Genomic DNA, 26,207 nt, shown 5'->3' with positions numbered 1-26,207 from the left:
TCGTCACCAAAAAACTGCCATCCTGAGCGAAGCAGGTCACAGCCTCATCGTGACCTGCGTAGTCGAAGGACCTGCGGTTGTCCTCAGCTTCGTATCAACAAGCCAGGCGCACCCGATACACTAACCCCCAATGCCCACCCGCACCAAAGCCTTCGACACCCTCCTCTTCCGCAACAACCTCAGCACCTGGTACACCCAGCACGCCCGCAAGCTCCCATGGCGCGGCATCCACAATCCCTACAAGACCTGGGTCTCCGAGATCATGCTCCAGCAGACCCGCGTCGCCGCCGTCATCGAGCATTATCACGACTTCCTCACCCGCTTCCCCACCGTCACCGCCCTCGCCGCAGCCTCTGAGAGCGACGTCCTCGCCGCCTGGTCCGGCCTCGGCTACTACCGCCGTGCCCGCATGATGCATAAGGCTGCGCAGTTCGTAGCGGAGCACCTCGACGGCATCATCCCCACCACCTCCACAGAACTCCGCAAGCTCTCCGGCATCGGCGACTACACCTGCGCCGCCATCGCCAGCATCTGCTACGGCGAGAGCATCGCCGTAGTCGATGGCAACGTCGAGCGCGTTCTCCTCCGCATCACCGGCCGCCCCGAGGACACCACCTCTGCAGGCAAAGCCTTCATCCAGCAGCAGGCCGCAGCCCTCGTCCCGCCACGCCTCATCGACGACAGCACCAACGCCGCAGGCGACCATAACCAGGCCATGATGGAGCTAGGCGCCACCATCTGCCTCCCACGCGGCCCGCTCTGCCTCCAATGCCCCGTCTACGACCTCTGCATCACCCGCGGCGAGCACCTCACCGCCCCCCGCGGCAAAGCCAGAACTCTCCCGGCCGCCTATCTCCTCGAGACCCGCACCCGCAAACACATCACCGAAGTCCTCCTCGAGCAACGCCCCGCCGAAGCCAGTCTCATGGCGGGCATGTACGAACTACCCCCGCTCCCGGCAGACACAGTCATCGGACGAGAACCCGTCCTCAGCCTACGCCACGCCATCACGAACACCATCTACGTCGTCCAGATCTTCGAGTCCACGGACACCACACTCCGCGCCAATATCCCTGCCAGCAAAACCATGCTCCACTGGACCTCCACCGCCGAACTAGCCCAGCTTCCCCTCACCGGCCTCGCCCGCAAAGTATTGCAGCGGCTGAAGATCATGTCCCCTCGATCCCAGCCGCAGCCGCTACTTGAAGCACTCAACAAGAGCTAGTTATGCGGCGTAGCCGTGGTGTTTGTCGATCCCGGAGCAGCCTTCTCCTGCTGCTGGATCGCATTATCCGACGCCTTCTTCGCATTAGCCTCGCTCTTGGCCGCCTTGGCCTGCGCGTTTGCAGCCTTCTCTTCCTTCTTCTGCTGTTTCTTCTGCGCCTTGAGCTGATCCTTGCTCAACGGCGCGGTGGTCTGCGCACCCGTCGTCTGCGTCGTGGTCGTATCCTGCGCGCGGGCGACGCCCATGCTCAACAGCGTGAGCAACGCAACCGGCAGAACGAAAGTCTTTGTAGATTTCATCGAAACTCCTCATCAGGCCGCATATGGCGACAAACTATAAGATGCCCGAACGTTTTCGTACGGTGCACTGTCACGTTTACCCTTGAAGCATGGCTGTCCACTTCTCCCCCGAAGCCCCGAAGTTCCTCCGCGCCCTCAAGCGCAACAACGACCGCAACTGGTTCAACGACCGCAAGCCCCTCTACGAACGCGAGCTGAAGGCTCCCATGCTCGCCCTCATCGCCGAGATCAACGAGCACCTCCTCGACTTCGCGCCGCATCACGTCCGCCCCCCACAGAAGGTAGCCATGCGCATCTACCGCGACATCCGCTTCTCTCCCGACAAGCGCCCCTACAAGCACAACGCCGGGGCGTGGTGGGCCCGCGACGGCCTCGAAAAGACCTCCGGCGGCGGCTTCTACTTCGAGATCAATGGCACCGAGCTCACCATCGCCGCCGGTGCCTACATGCCCGAGCGCGATCAGCTCCTCGCCATCCGTCGCCACATCGCCGAGCACCACAAAGAGCTCCGCAGCATCCTCGCCGCAAAGAAGCTGAAAGCCGTCCTCACCGAGTTCGACGGCCTCAAGCTCACCCGCGCCCCGAAAGGCTTCCCGCCCGACCACCCCGCCATCGACCTCCTCCTCCACCGCCAATGGGGCGTCTCCGCCACACTGCCCGTCGAGCAGGCCCTGCGTCCCACCCTCATCAAAGAGATCGTCAGCCGCTTCAAACTAGCCACGCCCCTGGTCGATTTCCTCAACACTCCCCTCCAGCCAAAGGCCCGCAAACCCCTCTTCTAAGTCTGTTGTGATCTCGCGTCGTAACGCCGAACTCCGGTGCTACACTCCACACCAAGTGCGTACGCTCCTCCAGAAACTCCGCAGCCTCTTCCGTCCATCGGCTGAGGAGACCGACGATCCCCCGCGCCAAAGGCAGGCTATGATCCTGCTCGCCGCTGTCGTCGTCGTGCTTGCGCTTTGGAAGGTGCCCGAACGGCAGGCACTCAAGAACGCCACGCAGTTCGCCCAGGAGAATGCCGCCCGCACAACGCTGGCGCAGATTCTCGGTGGCTCCGTCCTCCTGGCCGGCCTCTACATCTCTTCCAAAAGCTTCGGCCTCTCCCGCCAGGGCCAGATCACCGATCGCTTCACCAAGGCAATCGAGCAGCTCGGCAAAACCGACGGTGCCGCGCCCAACATCGAGGTGCGCCTCGGTGCCATCTATGCCCTCGAACGCATCGCGCTCGACTCTCCTCGCGACCACTGGACGATCATGGAGATCCTCACCGCCTACGTTCGCCAGAACGCACCCAACTATCCCGACGCCCCGTACCGGGAGAGACCTCGCACTGACATCCAGGCCGTACTCACAGTCGTCGGCCGGCGCAGGACAGGCCCGCAGCGGGAGAGGCCAGGCCACGCGCTCGATCTCTCACGCAGTTATCTACATGGCGCAGACCTCGCCCGAGCGAACCTCCAGGGAGCCACCCTCGCCGGAACCAGTCTGCAACATGCAACTCTCGCCGAGGCCAACCTGCAGAACGCCCGCCTTCGGTACGCCAATCTCAAAGCCGCGCTCCTCGAAGAGGCCAACCTGCAGAACGCCGACCTGACCGGGGTTGTCCTGCAGTCCGCAAGACTCGTACAAGCCAATCTGCAGCAGGCAACTCTCGGCGAGGCGAGCCTCAAAGACACCATCCTTACCGACGCTGATCTGCGGGATGCCTACCTCGCCGGAGCTGATCTTCAGAATGCCCGCCTAAGCATGGCAAACCTGCGCGGCGCTGACCTTGTCAACGCCAGCCTGCAGGGAGCGGACCTGAATTACACGGACCTGCGCCGCGCCCGCTGGCTCACCGTGGAACAGGTAACGTCCGCCACAAACTGGGAGTTTGCCCTCTACTCTGGTCCATTCTGTCACGATCTTGGCCTGCCCCCTGCAGCTGAGGCACCCGCAACATCGCCTGCCGCGAACTGACGCAAATCAACGCAAATCACTCATTTCCAAGCGAAATGTCCCAAATTCAGCACAATCTCCAGAAAACCCGAAGAAAACCGGTGGAAAACCAAGGAAAGCGGTTGACATTCCCTTCTGAAAAGCCGAAGGTGAATGGCGGTACGGTTCTCCGGACCCGCATGAACATTGACGATTTCGGTCGGCAATCCACGCGGTTCCGCTTGCAGGAGATACCTCCCCGCAGCAGCACCAACAATCTAGCACGAAGGAGTAATCACTATGGCAAAGGGTATGACCAAGACGGCACTCGTCCGCGCACTCGCAGAGAAGATGGAACTCACCAACAAGCAGACCTCGACCTTCCTCGAGCTTCTCGCTGAGACCGCAGTCAAAGAGACCAAGAAGAATGGCGAGTTCACCATTCCCGGTATCGGCAAGCTCGTCAAGGCAGAGCGCAAGGCGCGTCTCGGCCGTAACCCCCAGACCGGCGAGACCATCAAGATCAAGGCCAAGACCGTGGTCAAGTTCCGCGTGGCCAAGGTAGCGAAGGACACCATCGCTCCGGTCAAGAAGACCGCGTCAGCAGCCTAGTTCGACATGTAGCTCCGGCAGCCCTCCCCGGCCAGCCGGAAGCCACTGCCCGCTGTCTCTCCACGAGAGCCAGCGGGCTTCTCTTTGTCCACCCACCAGAGCTGGCATCCTGAGCGAACCCGAAGGACCTGCGGTTGCACTTGCCCTTCTCTCTGTCATTCTGGAAGAGAGCTGCAACTCCCTTTGCCGTCGCAAGATCTACGCAGTCACCATGAGCGCAGGCCCCGCCAAGGGCCCCGTACTTGCCCATAGCTATCCACCCTTACTTCTTCACCACAAACGCCCGACCCACCATCGACACCCCATACGAAACAATCACACATCGGATCAGCAGCATCGCGTTGTACCACCACCCTGCCACGGCGAACGACCCCGCCACACCCCAGAAGTACACCTCACCCAGCACCGCCTGCCCCCATGCCGCACGTTGCCCTGAAGCCGCAACCCGTGGCCGCAGCGACGGCATCAGCCGCGGCACAAGCGCGCAATAAGCCGCGTACGAAGCTCCAAGCTTCTGCTGAAGAAACGGCTCCTCCCGCAGAGTCAGCCGCACCTGCACCATCCCGATCAGCACCACCGTAAAGATAGCCCCGCTTACCGGCATCAACAGCGCCACAGCCAGCGCATGCAGAAACGTCCCAAGGTATAGCGGATTCCGCACATACCGGTACGGCCCATCCGCCACCATACCCTCGCCATGCATCCCGCCATCATGCACCACAGCCGAGCTAAGATACGCTGCTCCCCACGTCCGCACCCACGCCCCCAGCAGGGCCAGCACGATCCCGAGCACCAGCAGCCCTTCAAACGCCGTGCCGATGCTGGTCACTCCACTCTTCGCCAGCAACGCCGCCAGCACGCCCCAGAGGTGTGCATTCGGCCCTCGCGCATCCAGGTGCACCGCATAGTTCCATGGAGCAATAAAACCCAGCACAAAGATCAAGCCATGAATCAGGTGGCGGAACCGGTACTCAACAGCAGTAGCTTTCATCGAAATCAGTAAACCTTCCCGTACACGCCTTTGTTTGGCAGTCCGCCCGCATCAACGCACATGCGTCTCATCCTTGTAGACTACGCCCGCCTTCATCACGAAGCTCACATGCTGCAGCACCTTCACATCCTTCAGCGGATCGCCATCAACAGCAATCAGGTCCGCCCATTTCCCCACTTCAATCGTCCCCGCACGATCCGTCCAGCCCATCAGGTCCGCCGCATTGATCGTCCCCGTCTGGATTCCCTGCAGCGGCGTCATCCCATACTGGTTCACATACACGTCGATCTCGTGCGCGTTCAGCCCATGCGGATACACCGCCGCATCCGTCCCCAGCGCCACCTTCACGCCCGCCGCAATCGCCCGCTTATGGTTCGCCTTCATCGCCGCGCCCACGTCGATCATCTTCTGCTGATAGATCGCCGGCAGGCTCCCAAACTCCCGCATCCAGTCGATCAGATATGCCGTCGGCACCAAGTACGTCCCCTTCTGCAGACTTAGGCGACGACCTCAAAAGGTCGCATCATGTCATTCGCCTCGTGCTCGAGAATGTGACAGTGGTATAGGTACTTTCCGGGATAGCCCTCGAAGCGCATGATGATGCGGGTGATCATCCCGGGCGGACACTGAACCGTATCCTTCCACCCGTACTCATTGGACTCCGGCGGCGCGGCGGGAGCTGTGAACCGCACCTTCTTCCGAATCAGGTAATCCGTCGTGTCGAACGGCCGCCGGTCCAGAACCTGGAAGCGCACAAGGTGGAGGTGCATCGGGTGCGTGTCTTCGGTGAGGTTCACAAACTCCCATATTTCAGTCGAATTCAGCTTCGGGAGTTCCGTGGTCGGCTCGTGCCAGTGCTTTCGATTGATGAGCATCACCATGGGCCGCGCGGCCTCGTCCTGATACTCGTGTAGCGTCAGGGTTCGCGTCTTGACTGCAGTCGACTCGCTGATGCGCTCGATGGGACGAAACATCTTCGGGATTACCGCGGCTACTGCTGGCTGCTTGCCGACCCGAAATTCGAGGATGTCCAAGGCACCCGTGCGAAGGTGAATCGTCTGCCCGGCCAGTTGGCTGAAATCGATCAGAACATCCGCCCGCTCCGCGCATCCAAGCACCAGCCGCTTCATTGTGACTGGCGCAGCCAGCAGCCCCTGATCGCAGCCAATCTGGACCAGCGGCTGGCCATTCGACAAGCTCAGGTTAAAGAAGCGGCTATTGGCGGTGTTGAGCATGCGAAAGCGGTACAAACGAGGCTCGACCTCAAAGAATGGTCGTATCTTGCCGTTGATCAGGATGCCGTCTGCGCTGAACTCAGGAATCCATGGGCTCTCCGGGTCGCCTGAAACGTCGTAGAAGAGTTGTCCTGCAGCTGTGAAGTCGCGGTCATACAGGATGAGCGGGACCTCGTACCTGCCGGAGGGCAGGTTAAGCGAATCCTCTACCTTGTCCCGAAGTAGAAGCATTCCGAATAATCCGGCGTAGGTGTTCAGTCGGTTCAACCCCATCGCATGGTCGTGGAACCACAGTGCTGTGGCCTCCTGCTGCAAGGGATAGGTACAGGTTCGAGATTTTCCGGGCACAAACCAGCTATCCGGATAGCCATCCTCCGAGGAGGGCGACTTCGCCCCGTGAAGATGAGCCGTGGTGCGCACCTCGGGTACCTCCACTCCACAGCCGTGGAGGGAGTGGTCGATCGGGAGGAAGTGCTTCGCAGGCAGGTTGTTTACCCAGTGGATCTGCAAGGTCTCTCCTGCGCGTGCTTCAATGAGCGGCGAAAGCGTGCCAGGGCCATAGCTCCACATCCGCGTGGGTGCGACATCGCGATGAACCTTTGCGTGAACCTCCTGCATGGTGATTGTGAGTGCCTGGTGCCCATGATGGCGGGTGGGGCGGAGCGTCTCAGGAATGGGCAGCGGATCGACGAACGGTGCCAACTCCAGGGTGTGGAGCATCGGCGGCCCTACGTGGGGGGGATTGGGACTCGGCGACTGTGCTCGCGTTCTCTGCGGTTCACCCATCTTCATGGAACCCATCGCCGTCTGGGCTAAGGTTTGCCGTGTTCCATAGAGCAGGCTCAGAGCTGAGGCCTGGTGGAGGAAGGTGCGTCGGGACGAGGACAACGGGCGAGCTCCAGGGACGCGCAAAGGGCGCAGCGCAAAGTAGGCACGCATCCTGTGAAGGGTGCGTGCCTATAAAGCTACAGCCGAACTGTGAAGACGTGGTGAACAGGCGGTTAGTTGCCGCTCGTGACCACGCCGGTTGCCGTGTTGAGCTGAACGACGTTCGGGTTTGGAGGCACCGCGCCATTGCTGAAGTCGAACATATTGTTGAGCGAGCCCGCGATGCTGTCGAAGGAGCCACCGCCTATACGCTGGCTACCGAGGAAGGTGTCTTCGATAAACTTCAGCACCGAACTCTGATCCGTAACCGTGGAGTCGATGTAGTTCTTCTTCGCCCACGGGGAGATGACAATGAGCGGGAGACGGGGACCGTAGCCGCAACGGCCTTGTGCAGGATTGGTGCCCGTGAGGCCGGGCAACGCAGCTGCGGCAGCGGTGGTGCTGATGCAAACACCGGCACCGTTGATAGTGTCCGCGGTCGTCGCAGAGCCATTGACGAGGTTGGTGAGGTGGTCGTACCAGCCGTCGGAGTCGTCGTAGGCGATGATAATTGCCGTATTCGGCCAGAAGCTGGACTTCTGGATCGCGTTGACCATCGTGGCGACGAAGGTGCCCTCATCGATCGGATCGGAGTTCGCTGCATGCGCGTCCTGGAAGCGAGGAGCCTTCAGGAAGCTGACGGCGGGGAGGTTCCCAGCGGCGAGCGCATCGGTGAAGTCATGCGTGTCGTACTGGTGGTTAGCCGCGTCGGTCGTACCGATGGCGGCGATGGAGGTGGGGCGTACATGCGTAAAGTTCGCAGTGCTCGCGTAGTACTGGAAGGGCTCGTGGTGAGCGGAGTAGTCAGCTTGGGTGCCCGTGATCGTCGAGGCAGTCGAGCGCTTGCAGCCCGTGGTGCCATTCGGGTTGGTGACGGTGAGATCGAAGCCGCCCTCAAACCAGCCCCAGGTGAGCTTGGAGGCATTCAACATGTCGCCGACATTCTTACCGGACATGCTGACGGACTGCGTCGTGCTGGAACAGATGTCGCCCGTTGGGTCAGCGTCGCTGATCAAAGTCAGGCCACCGTTGCCGTCGGCAACCACTGCTGAGCCTGGATTGACGGTGTTGATGACGCCATTGGTCTGTCCGGAGATCAGGTTGACTGCGCCATCGGTCGAGGGACCGAAGTTGGTGCCAAAGGAGTGATCGCTCATCGCGTAGTGCTGAGCGTAGTTCCAAAGGGCCGTGGCGGTATTGCCATCGTAATAACCCATGGTCAAGCCCTTGGTCGCGGCAATGGCCGAGGCTCCGGTCGCAGTGGCAACTGCAGCCGTATCAGCAGTGCCGACGGAGGCAGGAAACAGGTCCATCTTGCCGGCATGGAAGGCAGACTGCTCATCGGTGTAGCCGTGATCCTGGTCGGCGGTAGCGGCCTGTGCGCGGGCGAGGCGGAAGGGGTTTGCTGCGCCCGCTCCATTCGCCGTGTTGATAGTGCCGCCCGTGGCCAAATTGGGGTTCTGTGAGAGCAGATTTGGATTCGAGACGTAGTTGTTCGGGATCGGCGTTCCAGCAGCGGCGGTAAAGGTGGGCTCGCCCGGGGTGTTGACCGCGTTCGGATAGGTGCCGAAGTAATGATCGAACGAAACGTTTTCGCCGAAGATGACAACGACATGCTTAATCGCACTGGCCGAAGATGTGGGCGTGATTGTGACCGGCGGAGTGGTATTGGCGCTGCCATTGCCCGGAGTGGTGCCGGTCGTGGCGCTACATCCGCTCAAAACGAGGGTGGAGGACAAGGCAAGAGCGAGCGATTTACGGATCATCAGAGTTCGGCTTCCTTCGAGTGAAGATGTGTACCTCGTTTTTAGCCACTGGCCGGAGCTGTGGTGTCACAGGAGATTGAATTGATCGTGAATATCGCGAGCTTTGGGCAAACCTCCGGCTACGGCGAAGGTCAGCCGTATTGGAACAATCGAATGCCGGCGACACCAGCGGCCCCCGCTGCGATGCAGTCAGCGATGGTTTCTGTGGTGATTCCGCCAAGCGCAAGGACAGGAACCGGCGCGGCGGCCTCACAGGCCTGACGCAACCGTTCGAGACCAATACCCTCGAGACGTGCATCCCCGGCGAGTACTTTTTCAAAGATGGGGCCGAAAAGGATTGCTGTAAGCCCATCAGAGCGATGAGTTGCCACGTCATCAAGAGTGTGGCAGGAGAGCGTCACAACCGGAACAGGCAGACTCGCCTTGGCATAGATTCCCCGAACTTGATCGGCTGAGAGTTCGTCTGACGACGATGTCAGATGAACACCGTGCGCTGCTACCGCCACCGCGATGTCAGCGCGGCTATTGATAAGCAGTCTGGTCGAAGAGCCCTGCAGGGTTTCCAGTAGCCGACGGGCCAGGGCGGCGATCGCGGCAGCCCCAAGATCCTTTTCGCGGATTTGTAGAAAGTCCACGCCTGCCCCGGCCAGGTAGGTGGACTGGCGGGCGAGTCCTGAATCACTTTCCTCAAACGAGTGGTCATTTTGCCCATTATGGGAAGTCTGAGAGCGATCTGTGATGGCGTACCGCAGGAACATCGGATTCACATGATCAGTGTAGGGACGCGGGGCGAGGTGTGGTAGCTTTTAGCAAGCATGGGCCCCGGCCCAAGGCTTTCCACGGGGTTTTCCGTCAACGGTGTCTGCGGTTCTGGTCGCAATTTTGCGTCATCGCCAGGAAGAGCGCAAGATTGGATAGGTTGATGTTAGAGAGCAGGCGTCCTCAGTACGCGTCTATGGGCAAGTGTCTATGAGCAGTGTTTACGATTTAATTGTGATTGGTTCCGGCCCGGCCGGGCAGCGAGCCGCCATCTATGGCTCCAAACTAGGCAAAAAAGTAGCGTTGATTGAGATGCGCGAGGTTGTAGGGGGTGCCTGTATCAACACAGGCACAATCCCGTCGAAGACCATGCGCGAGGCTGTGCTGCATCTTTCCGGCTATAACTACAAGTCCATTTATGGCATGAACTACCGTGTGAAGGAACGGATCACCATGGCGGATCTCGCCTTCCGTGTCCAGCACGTGATCAAGACTGAGATCGATGTGACCGAGGCGCAGCTTTCGCGCAACAACATCGAGATGCTGGTAGGTACCGCAAGCTTTGTCGACCCGACCCACGTGCTGGTGACTAACTCCAAGGGATCGACGACGTATGAGGCGAAGAACATCCTCATTGCGACAGGTACCAAGCCAGCGTCGTCGACCAAGGTGCCGATCAATGGCCGCAGCATCATCAATAGCGACCTGGTGCTCGACCTGCCAAGCCTGCCGAAGACCCTGATTGTGGTCGGTGGTGGTGTCATTGGCGTTGAGTACACCTGCATGTTCTCTGCACTTGGTGTTCGCGTAACGTTGATCGAGCGCCGACCCAGACTGCTTGAGTTTGCCGATCAGGAGATCGTCGAGGCGCTCAGCTACCATCTTCGCGATTCGCGCGTGACTATGCGCCTCAACGAAGAGGTGGAGTCGGTCGAAGAGATGCCGGACGGTACAGTGGTCGCGAATCTTGAGAGCAAGAAGAAGGTTCAGGGTGACGCACTGCTGTATGCCGTTGGGCGTCAGGGTAACGTGGATGAGTTGAACCTTAGCAACGTTGGGGTCGACTCCGATTCGCGCGGACGAATCCCAGTCGATAAGGACTTCCGCACAAAGCAGCCAACTATCTTTGCCGTCGGTGATGTGATCGGCTTTCCTTCGCTTGCTTCCGTGTCGATGGAGCAAGGCCGCGTGGCCGCGGCGCGAGCGTTTGGCGATGAGTCCATCATCTCGAATCCAAGCTTCTACCCCTACGGCATCTGGACCATCCCGGAGATCAGCTTCCTCGGCAAGACGGAGGAGCAGCTTACCGAAGAGGACGTTCCGTACGAGGTTGGGGTGGCGTACTACCGTGAGATTGCCCGTGGTCAAATCCGTGGCGATACTACTGGACGCCTCAAGCTGATCTTCCATCGTGTGACGCACGCATTGCTCGGTGTACACATCATTGGGGAGGGCGCGAGTGAGTTGGTACACATCGGTCAGGCCGTCATGGCACTAGGCGGAAAGCTGGATTATTTTGTGGATACGGTGTTTAACTATCCAACTCTTGCTGAATGTTATAAAGTTGCCGCTTTCAACGGGTTGAACCGCGTAAGCAAGTTCGACTAACAACCGGCAACCGAAAACGAGGCAGAAGCGCATGGCGAAGATCGTTGGCGTAACCCTAACTGAACGCATGTTGGCCGGCCTGATCGTCGACCACAAGCTGGTCGGTTCGCTACAGCAATTCCCGGAAGATGATGACGATCAGTATGCTCTGGTCGAAATGCCGACTGACGGCCTGATCCGGACCATCTGTGAGCGTGTAGTCCTTGCTGCTGCTGGAGCCACCGATGTGACTGCCGTGGGTGTTGCTCTGCCGGGCCTGGTTAAGAATGGTGTGGTTGAAGACTCCCCGAACCTTCCGCAGATGAAGGGAACTCGGATTCAAGAACTCCTTACGATGCAGTTGAAGAACCAAGGGCTGAACGTCTCAGTCAACGTTCTGAATGACGCTGACGCTGTTGCCTCAGGGCTGGCTGCCTCGATTGGCAAGCTGGATCACACTATCCGGGTTTGGACCATGGGTGTGGGTATCGGCTATGGGCGCTATCCTTTCACGCAGTCAGTTGGCGAAGGTGGCCACACGGTGGTTACGCTCGACGACAAGGAACGTTTCTGTGGTTGCGGCGGCCGGGGGCACATGGAAGGCATCATGGGCCATCGGGCAATGCGCTTGCGCTTCCTCGACATGGAGCCGGAAGAGGTCTTTGAAGCGGCAAACGGAGGCGATCCTAAGTGCCTGGAGTTCAAGCGCCTTTGGCACAAGGCTCTGGCGGCTGGTACCGCAAGCTCCATCCACATGGATGGTCCCGGAAAGTTCTTCCTCACAGGCTTTAACGTTCGCTTCGTCGATCTGCCCATGCTTAAGGATTATGTGCAGCAGATGGTCCAGATGAGCCCCCTGCAAAGTTACACGCTCGAGATCGTGACTGACGACGCAGAGACGCGGGTCATCGGCGCAGCCGTTGCAGCAGAGCGCGCCGCCAAACGCTAGATACGGGCTATTTCTGGCAGGAGGAGCAGAAGTGGGTGCCCCTGCCACCAACCAGGATGCGCTTAATGGGTGTGCCGCAGACGAGGCATGGTTGACCGGTGCGCATATACACGCGATGCTCCAACTGGAAGAAGCCTCTCACCCCGTCAGCGTCTACATAGTCTGAGACAGACGAGCCTCCAAGGTCGATTGCATGGAGGAGTACGGACTGCAAAGCGTCTCGCAGATGAGAAAGCTGAAGCCGGGTCAGTTGTCCAGCCTGTCGTCGTGGACGAATGCCAGCACGAAACAGACTCTCATCCGCGTAGATGTTTCCCACGCCATGCAGAAGAGACTGGTTGAGTAGCGCAGCCTTGATCGGTGTCTTGCGCCCTCGAAAGAGCGCAACAAAATCCTCCAGCAAGATCGTAAGGGGTTCCGTGCCTGGTCCTGTGTACGTCTCTAGCGGCGCTGAGACCGAGAGCCGCCCGAAGCGTCGCGCATCCACAAAGCGGAGCTCTCGGCTGCCGCTAAGCGTTAGTACAGCGTGGGTGTGAGCCGGAACGGGTGTGTCGGGTGTCGATACCAGGAGACGGCCGGTCATTCCCAGGTGGATCAGGAATTGCGCCGAAGCTCCTGCCGTAGGTGAATCAAGATCCATGACAATCGTCTTACCTACGCGGTGCACTCGCGCGATACGAGCGCCCGTGAGCACATCGGCGATGAGAGTGGGGGGTGACTTGAAGGTCTGTGGCTTGTTGCTCGTCCAGACAGCAGAGATCGTTTGACCATGGACACGCTCGTGAACGCCATTCGCTACAGTCTCGACCTCAGGAAGTTCCGGCATGCAGGTATACCTACCGCAGGAGAGCGTGGCTGGACCCGACAAGCTCGCGATAGAGGTCGCGGGCGTCGTCACCACCTACCAGGATGATGTCGTTGTAGGTGAGCCATGCATGGGCAGCGAATTGTCCTTGCTCATCCTTACGAGCGCCGATATGGAGATCCGTCGCGATATCGCGGTGCGCGAGCAGCATACGCAAGGCAAGGGCACGAATGAGGCAGTTTGCAAAGGTCAGCCGACGGCTGCTCTTATCGAGTGCATGGATCGCAGGGGCTATCTCGACAGGCAGAGCAGCAACGCGAGTGTCGGGTGCGCCGGATGAGAGATCCAGATCGCCAAGAGCAAGGAGTGTTCGGGTAGGTGTAGTAAACGTCGCAATTTTAGCGCAAATCAGGTAAAACGTTGTTTCAATGATGAGCCAGCGGTCACTCTCGGAGAGTCGCATGAAGCGATTGAGAGCAAGGGCGACTCGAAGGGCTCGAGTAGGTTGAGTCATGGCTACCGCACCGGCCGGAGAGAGGCTGTGATCTTTGAGAGAAGGAGATGAGGTCCATATTTTCTGAGTAGACGAATCACCCGAAAGCCGTAGTTTAAGAAGAAGAAGGCTTGATTCTGAACTGGAATGTAAAGATCCTGATAGTTCAGTTCGATAATGGGTCGTATTACGTATGAGAAGCGATCGCGAACGCGAGGACAAAGCAGCGCCAAGATCGCCTTTCGGTGCTTGAGCTCCATCACTTCGCTTGATCCACTCATGACGTGAGTGGCAAGTTCCTCAGCGAGAAGACGGATGGCGGATTCATGCTGTAAATTTTGCGAAACCTCATCCGGAAGCTTCACCGCAAAGATCATTCCAGCTAGCGCAAGGCCAAGCAGCACAACAGCATCTTTCTTTTCGTTATGCAGGCGGTTGAGAAACGGTTTCCACGCGATCTGTGAACTGTAAACACGGATAAACTGTGCGATATCGCAGGACCACTTGAGGCGATCCCAATGGTGCTTTGTTGCGTGGGCACAGAGGCTGACGAGCAGATCTTCGGGATTCTGCAAGCGCAAATTTACGTCTGCCGCTGTAAGAATAGTATCGGCGCGATGCACGTCAAGTTGCGAATTCTGCCAAAGGCCGAACCGCGCCGGAAGAACCTGAAGATGAAACTCCAGAACGAGCCGATCACGCTTTCGCGCAAAGGTGAACTCGCGCTGCTGGGACAGAATATAGATGTCCTTGCTTTCGGAGTCAGACGTGCCTAGTAGACGATATCCCAGTGCCCGCGTGATCTGCAGAATGGTCTGAATATCCTGTTTGAGCAAGAGGAAATCCAAGTCAACCGACTCCCTCAGAGTAGCCGATCCATAGACCAGCATAGCCATCGAGGAGCCCTTCCAGGGAATCACGCGTACATCATGCCGATCGAACTCTCGTTGTAGTTCTAAAAGTGCAGCGGTTTGGATGAGGGTCCGAATGACGTGAATGTTCTGGTAGGCACTTAGCTGCGATATCGCCTGGCTGGGAACTGCGAGTTCGAGCGGGGGGTTTGAAGCCAGTAAATGTGACGCAACCAAAGGCATCATTCCATGCAGTCGGGCTAAACCCAGAAAAGCCGTCCAGTCCATTGAAGGAAGGTCTTTGGTCAGGTCGAGGCTGTCCCCCGGCATGCGTGGGAGACAGAGCGCCAGAAAACGCATTTCAAGGGCAGACGCCATGTCTCCAGATCGATTCAGTTCGTCTGCCGCTCAATGAGCTTCTTCGACTCAAGTTCAGAAAGGAGACTATCGAGGTCGCTGTCGAGGACCTCAGGCGTTACATCAAACTCGGCGAGGATCGTCGATCGAGTTGTCTCAGCGGAGACACCTTCACCGAGCAATTGCCAGTAGCGGCTGGCTACGGGGGAAAGTCCGAAGTAAAGACCGGAGCTCATATCAAGTAGGACGGTCTCATCATTCAAAGATTCAGAGAGGACGTGTTTTGGTATCGTGATCGATGTGTCGTGGGGCATGGAATATCTCCGTCCAGTCATGAATTCTAATCAACATAGCTTCTATCGTCCAACTCGTTGATGAGATTACATGGGACACTGAACCTCAGCTCGTAATTCGGGGCTCGATTGATGATAAAGGCGGAGAGCTGTAATAAGCCTGCTTACCTGTGATTCACTGACACGCGCCCGCAATTTGTTGACTACGGCGGGCACATCGTTCATATCCAGGCAGAGTTCACAGATACCGGTGTAGCGCTCGCGGATAGGGAGGACGCCCACAAGCTCAGGATCATCCTTGATGAGGTTGAAGAGTGCATGGGGCCCGATCGTTGCAATCGCCTCAAGAATTGGATCGTTCGTGGCGCGTTCGAAGATGCTGTCAAGGCTCTCATGAGCAGTATCACCAAGTATGAGCGGAGAGGTCTCGCTCCTGCTGCTGCGCGAAGGACCGCAGCAGGCATATACTTTGCCATCCGGCTCGACCACTGGCTGGAAGATGGTTCCGCAGCCGCCCGTCTTCGGTATGCCACCAAAGATGAAGTGATCCTCTGGCAGTGTGGCCGCTGAGCCGAGACGAAGAATATTCTGCTTCTGGTACTTGACGTCGATGCTGACAAGTTTCTGCTCGATACGGGGGAGGGGTCCGGTCGCCGACATCACGCCACGTACCTGAACCGAGAGGCCGACCTCTTTTGCACTCTCGACGACTAGTAGTGCATTTTCGGGTGGGGAAAACTCCTCATGATACGAGTCCCAACTCACTACGAGCGCGTCAAGCCCAGCCTCTTTGATCAATCGGATTCGCTCGCGTGCGATGTGAGGCTTCGCCAGGGTTACCCAGCCTGCACCCGTCACAAGCGACACCCCAAGCCCGAGTTCCTTCGCCTGCCGGATCAGAGGCAGAATCTCGTTGTAGTAGAGCAGCGGCTCTCCACCAGTAAAGCAGAGTTGATCCGAGTACTTCGGAACGACCTTGATATATTCGCTGGCCAAGGCTTGAGTCATTTTCTCAGTCGCTTTTGGCGACGACTCAATGATGCAATGACGGCAAGCAAGAGGGCAGGTACGGGTATACAGGAGGCCAACGGTGCTGTATCGAATCACGCTCTTTGACCTCCTAAATCATTCTGGATGAAGTTGTAGACTTCGTGTAATCGCTCCAGGGAGCGGGGAACATGGAGTATCGCAAATGGGACCCTGCGAACAATATCGGCAAGCCCGCGGAAGCGATCTTCAACAAGAGGAAAGAAATCAGGCTTCTCCGCATTGTGTAAGCTGTACAGGATATTTGGAAACAGCGCCCTGATGGCTTCGGCACCTACGAGTCGTTCCATGCGAGGTGCTGCCTCCGGTGGAGCGGGACTGAGAAGGTAAAGACATTTCAAGCGAGTAGATTTCGCTGAATAGTGCGATGCTGCTACGCCCAAATCTTCAGGAGCCCGATATGCACGGTAGAACGGAACAGCAGGAAGGACCCGCGTGTAGTCCTCTCGCGCCAGCGCCACATGATCATCTGTCACCAAAGAATGACCCTTGTTGAGAAAGTAGCTAAGCAATGTTGATTTTCCGGCATGTGATGCGCCAAGAAATCCTACACATGACGATTCGTCAGTCCCGCAGTCCGCGATCGGCAGCGAACTAACCGCCATCCCATGCAAGAACTCAGTGGACCCACACAGGAGGAGAAACAAGGGAATGATCTGTTGTAGTAGCCAGTAACTTAGAAGGGCGTCGGAAACATCGGTCAGTGCGGAGCATTGAATGCGATTCGCGGTGAGCCACAACTCAAAACTTAGAATGTGATCAACCTGAACGGTCACATAAAGATCATGCGAAACGATGTGAACCATCCGGCCCTGGGCATTACAAGGTCGAACCGAAACCCCAGGATCCCTTGGAATTTCCGGATCCCGTTGTACTTCAATGCGAATCGCGCCTGCAGTATGTTCTGCGCTAGGAAGTGCATCGAAAGGCAGATCGCTTTCGATGCATCTCCCATAGGCTATTACAGCTCGCAAAAGGCTTCCTTAGAACGTGACGCTCGTCGCGGAAGGGGTGATTGCTTCTGGCTGAAGCTCGTCTGGGTTGAGAAGACCGAACATCTTCGTACGCTCTGCAAGCGAGCCATACTCGACCAAGGTGGGCTTCGTGTATGCGGATTTCGTGGTTCCTTGAATTTTCTGCTGCATGCTCATAGTGTTTGTCCCCGGCTATGTTGAGATTTTGGAACGATTGTCCTGCAAACAACTATATCGGCCTTTCCCGGTATTAGAAAGGTTAAAAGCCAACAAGTCATTTAAAGTAACCATCTTGCAATAATCATTTTCGATGTATTTGATGCCTACTCGTAACAAACAGCTATCGTTTTTCTGTTTGCGGAGGAGAGTTCCGAGCATGGGTGACCTCACTTGCTCTCAGTGCGCCGTCTTGCGCGAAAGCTATTGGCCAAAGCGAATTCGTCTCGCAATTCCGGTGTTTTAAGGTTTTCTCGAATATGCGCAAGCCGCTGTTCCAAAGCAAACAGCGTTTCGGCGATGGAAGTTGTATTCGAAAGAGCAACGTCGCGCCACATGCTGTAGGGACTGGCGCCGAGCCGGGTCATCTCGTGCAGTGCGCGTCCGCCAACCGCCATCACCTCAGGAGTATCCCCAAAACGATCTTCCAGCAAAGCCGTCAGCGCCGTCGAGACCATCTGTGGAAGGTGGCTCACCCAGGCGCAAAGCTCATCATGTCGCCCGGCGTCGAGATCAAGAGTGCGGGCGCCACACCTGGTCACCCACTCGCGCCACTCAACCTCCAGTTCGGTCGGCTCTTCCGCAAACGGGGTAAATAGCCACATTGCCCCTTGGAACAACGCTGCATCAGCCAGCGCCGCACCGCCCGATTCCTTGCCGGCCATCGGGTGCCCCGGCAAAAAACGAGCACCCGCGCCACCGAACAAGCCTTGGCCAAGGTCAGCAATCTTCAACTTGGTGCTACCGACATCGGTCACAAGTTGGCCGGCGCGAAGCGCGGGCGCGAGTTCCATCAGCCAGTCGAGAATGCCCATCACCGGCACAGCCAAAATAAGCACATGGGCGTGGCGAGCCACGCTTAGAGCCTCTTCGCGGCTTGAGGCAACCTCATCTACAGCTCCCATATCGAGAGCCATGAGACGTTCGAGACGGGTTGAGTCCCAGCCAGAGATGTGACCTCGAAACCCGGCAGCTTTCAGTGCAAGTCCGATCGATGCGCCGATCAGCCCCGTCCCGACGATGAGGATGCGCTCGATCATGCGCTATGCGACGTTCCGACCAACAACGGGAGCAAGTAGGCGTAGCTGCGCAATCAACTTCTCAAGCTGCTCAGGATAGAGGCTTTGTGCTCCATCGGACATTGCTTTATCTGGATTCGGATGCATTTCCATCAACAATCCGTCAGCACCGGCAGCGACACTGGCAAGCGCCATCGGCGGCACCAGATCGCGGATGCCGACGCCATGTGAAGGGTCGCCCATGACTGGCAGGTGCGTGAGCTTTTTCAGCACCGGAATCGCCGAAATGTCCATCGTGTTTCGCGTGTACGTCTCATAGGTACGAATGCCGCGTTCGCAGAGGATCAGGTCGTAGTTGCCACCAGAGAGAATGTACTCCGCACTCAATAAAACCTCTTCGATGGTCGCGGAGATGCCGCGCTTCATCAACACTGGCGTCCGCACATGACCAAGTTCACGCAGCAGGTTGAAGTTTTGCATATTGCGCGCCCCGACCTGGAAACAGTCGATATAAGGCAGCATCAGTTCAATCTGGGAGATCTCCATGACCTCGGTGATGACCAGCAGGCCTGTCTCATCTCCTACCTCGCGAAGTAGTTTCAAGCCTTCCAGGCCCATACCCTGAAAGCTGTACGGGGAACTGCGCGGCTTGAAGGCTCCACCTCGCAGGAACTGGGCTCCAGCGGCTTTCACCTGCTTTGCACTCAGCAGGATTTGCTCGCGAGACTCGACCGAGCACGGGCCGGCCATGATGATCACCTGCGGTCCGCCAACAACGACGCCGTTGGAAAACGTAATCGTCGTCCCTTCAGGCCGAAAGCTTCGGCCGGCAAGCTTGTACGGAGAGGAAATGCGATAGGCATCATAGACGCCGCCCAGTACCTTGAACTCCGAGACATCGAAGTGCCCTGGGGTACCGACCCCGGCCAAAATTGTCTGCGTGGCTCCTGTGGTGCGGTGAACGTTGAAACCGAGCTCCACCATCCGCTCAATGACGAGCTGGATATGCTCCTCGGTCGCCTGGTCCTGCATTGCTACGATCATCGTCGTCTTCGCTTTCTATACGCAACTTGGGTACTACAAACTTGGCCTAAATATCGCGGCGCTGCAGGGTTCGCATCACATCGATAATCCGCTCATAGACGTGCAGCAACTCACCATCAGCAAGTGGGCCGGGGTTGATGGCCTTCACGTGAGCGAAGACATCCTGCTCGCGGTGAGGCTCGTAGACGGGAAGGCTGGTCTCTCGCTTCAAGTCGCCAATCGCCTTTGCTGCTTCAGCCCGCTGGCTGATGAGTTGCACAATCTGCTCGTCCATCGCATCGATCTTCTTGCGCCAATCCGTTATGTCCACGCCATTCCTCGCTGTGCCGGCAACGCTCAGAGAGCCGCGCTGCGGGATAAATTCGCAGGCACTATCATAGCTGCCCGCCTTTGCCACGCAGCCAACTACGCTCCGCGGCTTGTAAGAACATCCGTCTGGTTGGCCTCAATTGCTGGTAAGTTCGCATGCAGCCCGGCGACAAAGCTTCCGACCGCAGCCGCCGCATCTGCACGTTTCGTCTCCTCGATCAAAGCTACCAGCGCGCTGCCGATCACTGCAGCGTCCGCAAACTCCCCAACAGCCCGGACGTGCTCTGCATTCGAGATGCCGAAGCCTACCGCTATCGGGAGTGTCGTATACCGGCGAAGTCGCTCGACCAGAGCTGCAGCATCCGAGGCCAAGGACTGCTGCGTGCCGGTGATTCCCACGCGAGAGATGGCATACACAAAGCCCTGCGAAACTTCGCCGATGGCTTTGAGTCGCGCGTCCGGGCTCGTCGGCGCCGCTAGGAAAACCGGCGCAAGCGTATGCGCCTTCATCTCCGCCAGATACTCTCCGGCTTCCTCGACAATCATGTCCGTCAGCAGCACGCCGTCCACGCCCGCCTCGGCAGCCTTCGCGCAGAAAGCCTTCATGCCCATCCGTACTACCGGATTGAGATACGAGAACAACACCAAACCCGCCGCCGGCCGCGCACTTCGCAACTCCCTTGCCAGCGCGAGCACCTGCGTCAACGTGGTGCCTTTCGCCACAGCCCGCTCGCTCGCCCGCTGAATTACCGGTCCATCCGCCAGTGGATCACTAAACGGCACACCAAGCTCAATCACGTCCGCGCCGTTATCGATAGCAGCCAGCGCAATATCGCGCGTCGTGGCTAAGTCGGGGTCGCCCGCCGTCAGGTATGCCACAATTCCCGGCTTCCGTTTGAAAACGATGGCCACTACGCACCCCTCAGATCAAGTTCCCGTGCCAGAATGCCTATGTCTTTATCGCCACGGCCCGACAGATTCACCATCAGCACCGCACTCTTCGCCATCATCGGAGCCAGCCGAATCGCCTCAGCGACCGCATGCGCACTTTCAAGCGCCGGAAGAATACCCTCCGTTCGCGACAACGTCACCGTCGCCTTCAGGGCCGCGTCATCCGAGCACGCAACATATGTCGCCCTTCCTGAGTCATGCAGCATCGCATGCTCCGGCCCAACCGAAGCGTAGTCAAGCCCGGCGCTCACCGAATGGGTGCTTGAAATCTGTCCAGCCTCATCCTGCAGCACATACGAGTACGTCCCCTGCAGCACACCAGGTACGCCGCCGCCCTCCTTTTGAAACCGCGCCGCATGCTCGCCCAGGCCGTTGCCGCGCCCACCTGCCTCGACCCCGATCAACTGCACATTCGCATCGGGAAGGAACTCGTAGAACGCTCCAATCGCATTCGACCCGCCACCAACACAGGCGATCACGGCCGTGGGCAGGATGCCAACCTCATCCAGAAATTGTACCCGTGCCTCGCGGCTGATCACCCGATGGAAGTTACGCACCATCGTTGGGTAGGGGTGTGCTCCCAGGGCGCTCCCGAGGATGTAGTACGTGCTGCGAACATTGGTCACCCAGTCACGCATCGCCTCGTTGATCGCGTCCTTCAGCGTCGCCGAGCCTGCCGCAACGCCCCGCACCTCGGCCCCAAGTAGACGCATCCGGTAGACGTTCAGCTCCTGACGGCGCATGTCCTCTTCGCCCATGTAAATCACGCACTCGAGCCCAAAGAGCGCACACACCGTGGCTGTGGCGACGCCGTGCTGGCCAGCGCCAGTCTCCGCAATAATGCGCTGCTTCCCCATGCGCCGCGCCAGCAATGCCTGCCCGAGCGCATTGTTGATCTTGTGGGCTCCCGTGTGCAGCAGGTCTTCACGCTTCAGGTAGATTTTGGCCCCACCGCATTGCTCCGTCAGCCGTTTCGCAAAATAGAGAGGAGTCGGACGCCCGCAGTAGTGATGAAGCAGGTCATCCAACTCCGCTTGAAATGTAGGGTCAACCTGCGCGTCCGCATAGGCCTGCTCCAACTCTTCGAGAGCCGCCATCAGCGTCTCTGGCACATAGCGTCCGCCATACGCTCCAAATCGCCCTGCCACTGTCACAACGTCTTCGGTCAATGTTCCGGTAGAACTCATTGCAACTCTCCTGAACGAAACAAAGCCGCGACTTGGAGGGTCGCGGCTCGTGTGGATATGAAATCAACTGAAACCTAAACGTTCAGAAGACCTACTCCGCCGAGGCCGCTATTGTGCGCCAATAGCGGAACGTAAACGTAAATCGGCTGAAGGAGCTGGTCATCTTGGTTCTGAAGATACACGCGCAGCCCTGGGACTGCAACTAGTCATCGTGAAGAGTTGAATCCAGCAGGGTCCTGTTCGCGTCAGATAGGTGAACCAGAAGGGAACTGATCCTATGAAACTCAACTTGGCACTAGCTCTCGCTTTGATCGCCGCAGCGGTACCAGCAGTAGCTCAATCAAGGCCGCACTCCGTTGGCGCACACATGCGTCCGCAGCTTTTTCATGACCGGTCGCCGCACATCCATGATCGTGCCGCACAACCGCATCACCAGGCATAAGCAGTAAGTCTCAACAGTACATGTGGAACGGAACTATCCGTGTAGTGCTTTTGCTCGTTGGATAAACTGAGCTAGCTTCTCCGGATCCTTCCGTCCAGCATGGGCCTCCACCCCACTCGAAACGTCCACTCCCCAGGGCTGCAACTTCCGAATCGCATCCGCCACAGTCTCAGGCTTGAGCCCACCGGCGAGGATTAATTTCATCCCCGTTGGCGGGCTCGCGAATACATTACGAGCGGCGTGCCAGTCGAACGAAACGCCGGTTCCGCCGAGAGCACTCCCAACCTTCGAATCGATCAGCACGCGGTTGTTTCCAGCGGCAGCAGCGGAGTTCATCTGGTCCATCACAGAAGCTTCCTCAGTTTCAGCCTCCCAATGGAGCACCGGAATCGCCTGAAGCAGGCCTTCAAAAGCTTGCCTTACAGAAGGCATCTGCTGATCTACGCCGCCATGCAGTTGGACTGCAGTCAATCCGGCCTCACGCGCTATGTCGCGAATCTTCTCAGCACTCCACGCGGGGAACACCCCGACTCGCTCAAGTGAATCCGGCAGATGTGCCACGATCTGTGCAACCTGTGCCGCGGTCACTTGCCTTACGCTGGGAGCGAACACGAAGCCCACGGCATCAGCCCCGAGCTCAGCTGCCAGAAGCGCGTCTTCGAGGTTTGTGTTGCCACAGATCTTTACCCACATGGCTAGATTCCCGAAGCGACGGCCGTCCGTCTTAGCATTTCGGCCAGACCGGCGCCCGGATCAGCAAGCCGCATCAGCGCCTCGCCTATCAGGAAGGCGTCGTAGCCCGCTGTGCGCAGCGCGAACATATCCTCGCTGGACGTGATGCCGCTCTCCGCAACCCGAACAACACTCGCCGGAATCAACTCCACAAGCTCATGCAACGTCTCCGAACGCACTGTAAAGTTGCGCAGATCCCGGCTGTTCACTCCGATTGCCTCGCATCCGATATCGATCGCGCGAGTCAACTCGTCACGATCGTGAACCTCGCACAAAACATCGAGTCCATATTGCCTGGCCGCCTCGCGCAACGTAAGAAGAGTCGCATCGTCATGCGCAGCCACGATAAGCAGAATAGCGTCGCCTCCATAGGCTCTCGCCTCCAAAACCTGGAAGGCATCGACAATGAAATCTTTACGAAGACACGGAATCTTGACGGCATCAGACGCCATCCTGAGGTTCTCAAGCGAGCCTTGAAAAAATTCCACATCTGTCAAGACCGATAGAGCCGCCGCGCCGCCCTCTTCCAGTCCCAAAGCCAACGGTCGTGGCTGAAAGTCCGCGCGAATTAACCCCTTGGACGGCGATGCCTTTTTCAGTTCGGCAATGACTGCGGGGCCGTATTCGGACACCCGCCGCAACCCGGCAGCAAAGCCTTTTGGTGTGTGAGCCGCAGCCAGTTGCTCCATCGCGGCAAGGTCTGCCGAACCTTTGCGCTCAGCCACGCCCAGCGTCGTACTTGCGAGTATCTGGTCGAGTTTAGAAGTCATAGCGTTGTTTCGGGATGTCGACAAGTCTTGCTCAATAACAACGGCGTCCAATGTGGACGCCGCGTAGGTCATTCAGGATTTTTTTGGTGCCGAAGGGGGGACTCGAACCCCCACACCCTTGCGAGTACATGGACCTGAACCATGCGCGTCTGCCAATTCCGCCACTACGGCAACTTTGCATATTCCAAACATCGGGAATACCGCAGTCGATAAACTCTAGTCTTACAAACACTTCCTGCCCTGTCAATTCGCGTCGCGCTGACTTACACTTTGTAGAAAGTCCCTGCTGTAGCCGCTGGAGGCAAGCTTCTCCGTCATGACCGATGCAACGAATCCGATCCATCCGACTATGCAGTCCGCTGAAATAATGCCTGAGGAAATCTCGCTCGGCATTCGCAAACTGGCCCACGACCTGAGCAATGCTCTCGAGATCATCGTGCAGACGAGCTACCTCCTCAGCACCGTGGAATTGAAGGAACCCGCCACAGACTGGCTTCGCATGCTTGACAGCGGCGTCCAGAAGGCATTGGACATCAATCTCTCCTTACGCGAGTACATCAAGGTGCATACGCCGAACTAGGCTGGCCAGCAGGCTCGACCTAGCGGGCCACCGAAGACTTGCGAAGGCCCTTCTTCGGAGCCACCTTCTTCAATGCGGCTTTCTTAGCAGGCGCTTTAGCTGCCTTTGCAGTCTTCGCTGGCAACTTTCCCGCGGCGCGACCTTCCTTTAGAGACTTCAGAACTGCAGCAAGTCTGGCTTCGTGCTTGTCGAGCAAGCTGTCAATCTGCTGCAACAGGATCTTGGTCTGCATTGGCTTCATCAGCACTTCGACCTTATCCGTGTCCAGTTCCTGCCAGTCTTCCTCAGCTACTGGAAACGCCGTCAGCAGGGCTAAGGCAGGGTGGTATTCCGCCGATCGCGCCGCCTGGATCACCTCTGCACCCGCTGCATCGTTCTCCATGCGCATATCCGTGATCACCATGGCATATTGATTCTTCTTTAGCTTGAGCTTGGCGTCCTTGGCTGAAGCGGCCGTGTCCACATCAAAGCCGCTAATCTCCAGAACGGCCTTAAGTGTCAGCAAAACAGCCACTTCATCATCGACCAGCAATATTCTTCTTTTCACTTGGTACAGCTCCTGAACTCTAACCTGCACAATGCAACTGCCAGCGTCTTCATCTTGCCCTCTTCAAAGGGAGCATGTCCACTTCTGCATGCTGTGACCTACGCACAGCGGTTATTCATGGAGTGGCGGAACAGTCGAAGACTCTCGGTCTGGCCTGTAAAGGCGTGTTAGCACCATTGGGCTAATGCTATACTTGCTGGTACTGTAGACCGCGACACGATCGGTTTACTTAAAACTTAACCCAGGCATGGCGAGGCTTTAGCCCGCTGTGGAGGCGACCTATTCCACCGATTGATAAGCGTTCCGCAAAGTCTTTTATCCGCACCAACGAACGCATCCGCGCACGCGAAGTTCGCGTCATTGACGAAAATGGCGAACAGCTCGGCGTTATGGCTCCTTTTGACGCCTTGAAAATGGCACGGGAGCGCACGCTCGACCTCGTCGAGATCTCTCCGAATGCGGTGCCTCCTGTGTGCAAGATCCAGGATTATGGCAAGTTCCTCTACGAGAAAGATAAGTCTGATCGCGCTGCCCGCAAAAAGCAGAAGGTCATCATAATCAAGGAAGTAAAGTTTTCCGTTACCGTTGACGAGCACGACTATCAAACGAAGAAGAACCAAGCTGTCCGTTTCCTTGGTGACGGCGACAAGGTAAAAGCTTCTCTACGCTTCAAGGGTCGCCAGATGGCGCACCGCGATCTTGGGTACAAGATCATCAATCGCCTGATACTAGACATCGGCGAAGCGGGACTGGTTGAATTCATGCCCCGCATGGAAGGTACAACCCTTCACGCCATCATTGCACCTGCAAAGAAGGCAGAAATTCAGCAACCGCCCGCACCGAAAAAGATATCGGCTCCTCGCCCAGTCGAGGCAGTCGAAGAAGCAGTTGTATCGCCCGTTGAGGCGTAATCCAGACCTGATCTAAATAGTCAGTCCATGCCTGCGCGAGAGCTCTCGACGCAGGCGTTCTCGCATCCATCAAAGCCTCAACGGGTGTAAACAATAGTAACTACTTAGTTATATATCTCTATTAGATAGACAAACTCCATTACACATCCTATCTTTAGTTCATCTGATGTGTCCAGAGAAAAATCTTTCTAACCCCAATACTGATTTATATAAGGAAATCAAATGAAAAACATCATCCGCGCCTTCGTCATCGCCCTCACCGTAACCGGAGCAGTTGCTTCAGCAAACACCATCAACATTCCCAACGCGACCACCTCGGTCACGAAGCCGAAGCCCAGCTCGCTCCCGATCCCGATGTGCCCGCCGAACGACCCAAACGCCTGCGGGATCGCAAAATAGCACTTTTCTACTG

Annotated in this window: 30 protein-coding genes and 1 tRNA gene; 9 read left to right on the top strand and 22 right to left on the bottom strand. The window is 57.7% G+C overall.

All coding sequences use genetic code 11. The annotated features are described in order from the left end of the window. Positions 1-130 precede the first annotated feature (130 nt). Entirely contained in the window at positions 131-1,225 is a 1,095-nt protein-coding gene (locus OHL20_RS07935) for an A/G-specific adenine glycosylase (protein ID WP_263382659.1), read from the top strand. Here OHL20_RS07935 and OHL20_RS07930 read toward each other — a convergent pair. After that, positions 1,222-1,524: a hypothetical protein gene (locus OHL20_RS07930; protein ID WP_263382658.1), complete on the bottom strand. Its 303-nt coding sequence runs from the start codon at positions 1,522-1,524 to the stop codon at positions 1,222-1,224. The two genes, OHL20_RS07935 and OHL20_RS07930, sit on opposite strands and share 4 nt — an antisense overlap. An 89-nt stretch (positions 1,525-1,613) precedes the next feature. Here OHL20_RS07930 and OHL20_RS07925 point away from each other — a divergent pair, with 89 nt between their 5' ends. From OHL20_RS07925 to OHL20_RS07915, 3 genes are all read left to right on the top strand, one after another. Continuing rightward, positions 1,614-2,306, top strand: coding sequence for a DUF2461 domain-containing protein (locus OHL20_RS07925; RefSeq protein ID WP_263382657.1), 693 nt, complete (start codon positions 1,614-1,616; stop codon positions 2,304-2,306). Between the two features lie 7 nt (positions 2,307-2,313). Then, positions 2,314-3,483: a pentapeptide repeat-containing protein gene (locus tag OHL20_RS07920; protein ID WP_263382656.1), complete on the top strand. Its 1,170-nt coding sequence runs from the start codon at positions 2,314-2,316 to the stop codon at positions 3,481-3,483. Between the two features lie 258 nt (positions 3,484-3,741). Continuing rightward, positions 3,742-4,053 carry an HU family DNA-binding protein gene (locus OHL20_RS07915; protein ID WP_263382655.1) on the top strand — a complete coding sequence of 104 codons (312 nt, stop codon included), beginning with the start codon at positions 3,742-3,744 and terminating at the stop codon, positions 4,051-4,053. Between the two features lie 262 nt (positions 4,054-4,315). On the opposite strand, the gene OHL20_RS07910 is transcribed toward OHL20_RS07915, so the two are convergent. The 5 genes from OHL20_RS07910 to OHL20_RS07890 all read right to left on the bottom strand — a co-directional run bounded on the left by OHL20_RS07910 (position 4,316) and on the right by OHL20_RS07890 (position 9,730). Then, entirely contained in the window at positions 4,316-5,044 is a 729-nt protein-coding gene (locus OHL20_RS07910; protein WP_263382654.1) for a methyltransferase family protein, read from the bottom strand. Positions 5,045-5,095: 51 nt separating this feature from the next. Beyond that, complete coding sequence (locus OHL20_RS07905; RefSeq protein ID WP_263382653.1) at positions 5,096-5,518, bottom strand: amidohydrolase family protein; 423 nt, start codon at positions 5,516-5,518, stop codon at positions 5,096-5,098. A 23-nt stretch (positions 5,519-5,541) separates the two neighbouring features. Continuing rightward, positions 5,542-7,167 (bottom strand): multicopper oxidase family protein, encoded by a 1,626-nt coding sequence (locus OHL20_RS07900; RefSeq protein WP_263382652.1) that lies wholly within the window; start codon positions 7,165-7,167, stop codon positions 5,542-5,544. A 113-nt stretch (positions 7,168-7,280) separates the two neighbouring features. After that, complete coding sequence (locus tag OHL20_RS07895) at positions 7,281-8,972, bottom strand: phospholipase C (RefSeq protein ID WP_263382651.1); 1,692 nt, start codon at positions 8,970-8,972, stop codon at positions 7,281-7,283. A gap of 131 nt (positions 8,973-9,103) precedes the next feature. Next, positions 9,104-9,730: a thiamine phosphate synthase gene (locus OHL20_RS07890; RefSeq protein ID WP_263382650.1), complete on the bottom strand. Its 627-nt coding sequence runs from the start codon at positions 9,728-9,730 to the stop codon at positions 9,104-9,106. A gap of 211 nt (positions 9,731-9,941) precedes the next feature. Between OHL20_RS07890 and sthA the strand changes: the two genes are divergently transcribed. Together sthA and OHL20_RS07880 are read left to right on the top strand one after the other, a co-directional pair. Continuing rightward, positions 9,942-11,339: a Si-specific NAD(P)(+) transhydrogenase gene (gene sthA / locus OHL20_RS07885; protein WP_263382649.1), complete on the top strand. Its 1,398-nt coding sequence runs from the start codon at positions 9,942-9,944 to the stop codon at positions 11,337-11,339. 31 nt (positions 11,340-11,370) lie between these two features. Beyond that, complete coding sequence (locus OHL20_RS07880; protein ID WP_263382648.1) at positions 11,371-12,267, top strand: ROK family protein; 897 nt, start codon at positions 11,371-11,373, stop codon at positions 12,265-12,267. Between the two features lie 7 nt (positions 12,268-12,274). Here OHL20_RS07880 and mutM read toward each other — a convergent pair whose 3' ends face one another. The 15 genes from mutM to OHL20_RS07805 form a co-directional block, all read right to left on the bottom strand. Then, on the bottom strand, positions 12,275-13,093 hold the full coding sequence (gene mutM, locus OHL20_RS07875) for a bifunctional DNA-formamidopyrimidine glycosylase/DNA-(apurinic or apyrimidinic site) lyase (RefSeq protein WP_263382647.1): 819 nt from the start codon (positions 13,091-13,093) through the stop codon (positions 12,275-12,277). A gap of 10 nt (positions 13,094-13,103) precedes the next feature. Continuing rightward, positions 13,104-13,586, bottom strand: a complete 483-nt coding sequence (locus OHL20_RS07870; protein ID WP_263382646.1) for a lasso peptide biosynthesis B2 protein — start codon at positions 13,584-13,586, stop codon at positions 13,104-13,106. 2 nt (positions 13,587-13,588) lie between these two features. Further along, positions 13,589-14,794 (bottom strand): nucleotidyltransferase domain-containing protein, encoded by a 1,206-nt coding sequence (locus OHL20_RS07865; RefSeq protein ID WP_263382645.1) that lies wholly within the window; start codon positions 14,792-14,794, stop codon positions 13,589-13,591. Positions 14,795-14,808: 14 nt separating this feature from the next. Beyond that, complete coding sequence (locus OHL20_RS07860) at positions 14,809-15,087, bottom strand: PqqD family protein (protein WP_263382644.1); 279 nt, start codon at positions 15,085-15,087, stop codon at positions 14,809-14,811. Positions 15,088-15,153: 66 nt separating this feature from the next. Beyond that, entirely contained in the window at positions 15,154-16,173 is a 1,020-nt protein-coding gene (locus OHL20_RS07855) for a radical SAM protein (protein WP_263382643.1), read from the bottom strand. Further along, positions 16,170-17,087: a hypothetical protein gene (locus tag OHL20_RS07850; protein ID WP_263382642.1), complete on the bottom strand. Its 918-nt coding sequence runs from the start codon at positions 17,085-17,087 to the stop codon at positions 16,170-16,172. Before OHL20_RS07850 ends, OHL20_RS07855 begins: the two co-directional genes overlap by 4 nt. 9 nt (positions 17,088-17,096) lie before the next feature. Further along, positions 17,097-17,258, bottom strand: coding sequence for a lasso RiPP family leader peptide-containing protein (locus tag OHL20_RS07845; RefSeq protein ID WP_263382641.1), 162 nt, complete (start codon positions 17,256-17,258; stop codon positions 17,097-17,099). Positions 17,259-17,473: 215 nt separating this feature from the next. After that, positions 17,474-18,343: a prephenate dehydrogenase gene (locus OHL20_RS07840; protein WP_263382640.1), complete on the bottom strand. Its 870-nt coding sequence runs from the start codon at positions 18,341-18,343 to the stop codon at positions 17,474-17,476. Positions 18,344-18,346: 3 nt separating this feature from the next. Continuing rightward, positions 18,347-19,366: a 3-deoxy-7-phosphoheptulonate synthase gene (gene aroF / locus OHL20_RS07835; RefSeq protein WP_263382639.1), complete on the bottom strand. Its 1,020-nt coding sequence runs from the start codon at positions 19,364-19,366 to the stop codon at positions 18,347-18,349. A gap of 46 nt (positions 19,367-19,412) precedes the next feature. Beyond that, positions 19,413-19,763: a chorismate mutase gene (locus tag OHL20_RS07830; protein WP_317890940.1), complete on the bottom strand. Its 351-nt coding sequence runs from the start codon at positions 19,761-19,763 to the stop codon at positions 19,413-19,415. Positions 19,764-19,771: 8 nt separating this feature from the next. Next, positions 19,772-20,587, bottom strand: coding sequence for a tryptophan synthase subunit alpha (gene trpA / locus OHL20_RS07825; protein ID WP_263382638.1), 816 nt, complete (start codon positions 20,585-20,587; stop codon positions 19,772-19,774). Then, positions 20,587-21,813, bottom strand: a complete 1,227-nt coding sequence (gene trpB / locus OHL20_RS07820) for a tryptophan synthase subunit beta (RefSeq protein WP_263382637.1) — start codon at positions 21,811-21,813, stop codon at positions 20,587-20,589. Before trpB ends, trpA begins: the two co-directional genes overlap by 1 nt. A 475-nt stretch (positions 21,814-22,288) precedes the next feature. Continuing rightward, positions 22,289-22,948: a phosphoribosylanthranilate isomerase gene (locus tag OHL20_RS07815; RefSeq protein WP_263382636.1), complete on the bottom strand. Its 660-nt coding sequence runs from the start codon at positions 22,946-22,948 to the stop codon at positions 22,289-22,291. Between the two features lie 2 nt (positions 22,949-22,950). Continuing rightward, positions 22,951-23,757: an indole-3-glycerol phosphate synthase TrpC gene (gene trpC, locus OHL20_RS07810; protein ID WP_263382635.1), complete on the bottom strand. Its 807-nt coding sequence runs from the start codon at positions 23,755-23,757 to the stop codon at positions 22,951-22,953. Between the two features lie 84 nt (positions 23,758-23,841). Then, positions 23,842-23,928, bottom strand: a tRNA-Leu gene (locus OHL20_RS07805). Positions 23,929-24,073: 145 nt separating this feature from the next. Here OHL20_RS07805 and OHL20_RS07800 point away from each other — a divergent pair. Continuing rightward, entirely contained in the window at positions 24,074-24,337 is a 264-nt protein-coding gene (locus tag OHL20_RS07800; RefSeq protein ID WP_263382634.1) for a hypothetical protein, read from the top strand. Between the two features lie 19 nt (positions 24,338-24,356). On the opposite strand, the gene OHL20_RS07795 is transcribed toward OHL20_RS07800, so the two are convergent. Continuing rightward, positions 24,357-24,869 (bottom strand): response regulator, encoded by a 513-nt coding sequence (locus OHL20_RS07795; protein ID WP_263382633.1) that lies wholly within the window; start codon positions 24,867-24,869, stop codon positions 24,357-24,359. A gap of 281 nt (positions 24,870-25,150) precedes the next feature. On the opposite strand from OHL20_RS07795, the gene infC reads away from it, so the two are divergent. Both infC and OHL20_RS07785 read left to right on the top strand, forming a co-directional pair. Further along, positions 25,151-25,795, top strand: a complete 645-nt coding sequence (gene infC, locus OHL20_RS07790) for a translation initiation factor IF-3 (protein WP_317890981.1) — start codon at positions 25,151-25,153, stop codon at positions 25,793-25,795. 222 nt (positions 25,796-26,017) lie between these two features. Continuing rightward, positions 26,018-26,194: a hypothetical protein gene (locus tag OHL20_RS07785; protein ID WP_263382632.1), complete on the top strand. Its 177-nt coding sequence runs from the start codon at positions 26,018-26,020 to the stop codon at positions 26,192-26,194. Positions 26,195-26,207: the final 13 nt, after the last annotated feature.

The organism is Granulicella arctica, from assembly GCF_025685605.1.
Lineage (GTDB): Bacteria > Acidobacteriota > Terriglobia > Terriglobales > Acidobacteriaceae > Edaphobacter > Edaphobacter arcticus.
This window is presented reverse-complemented; position numbering and strand designations above follow the sequence as displayed.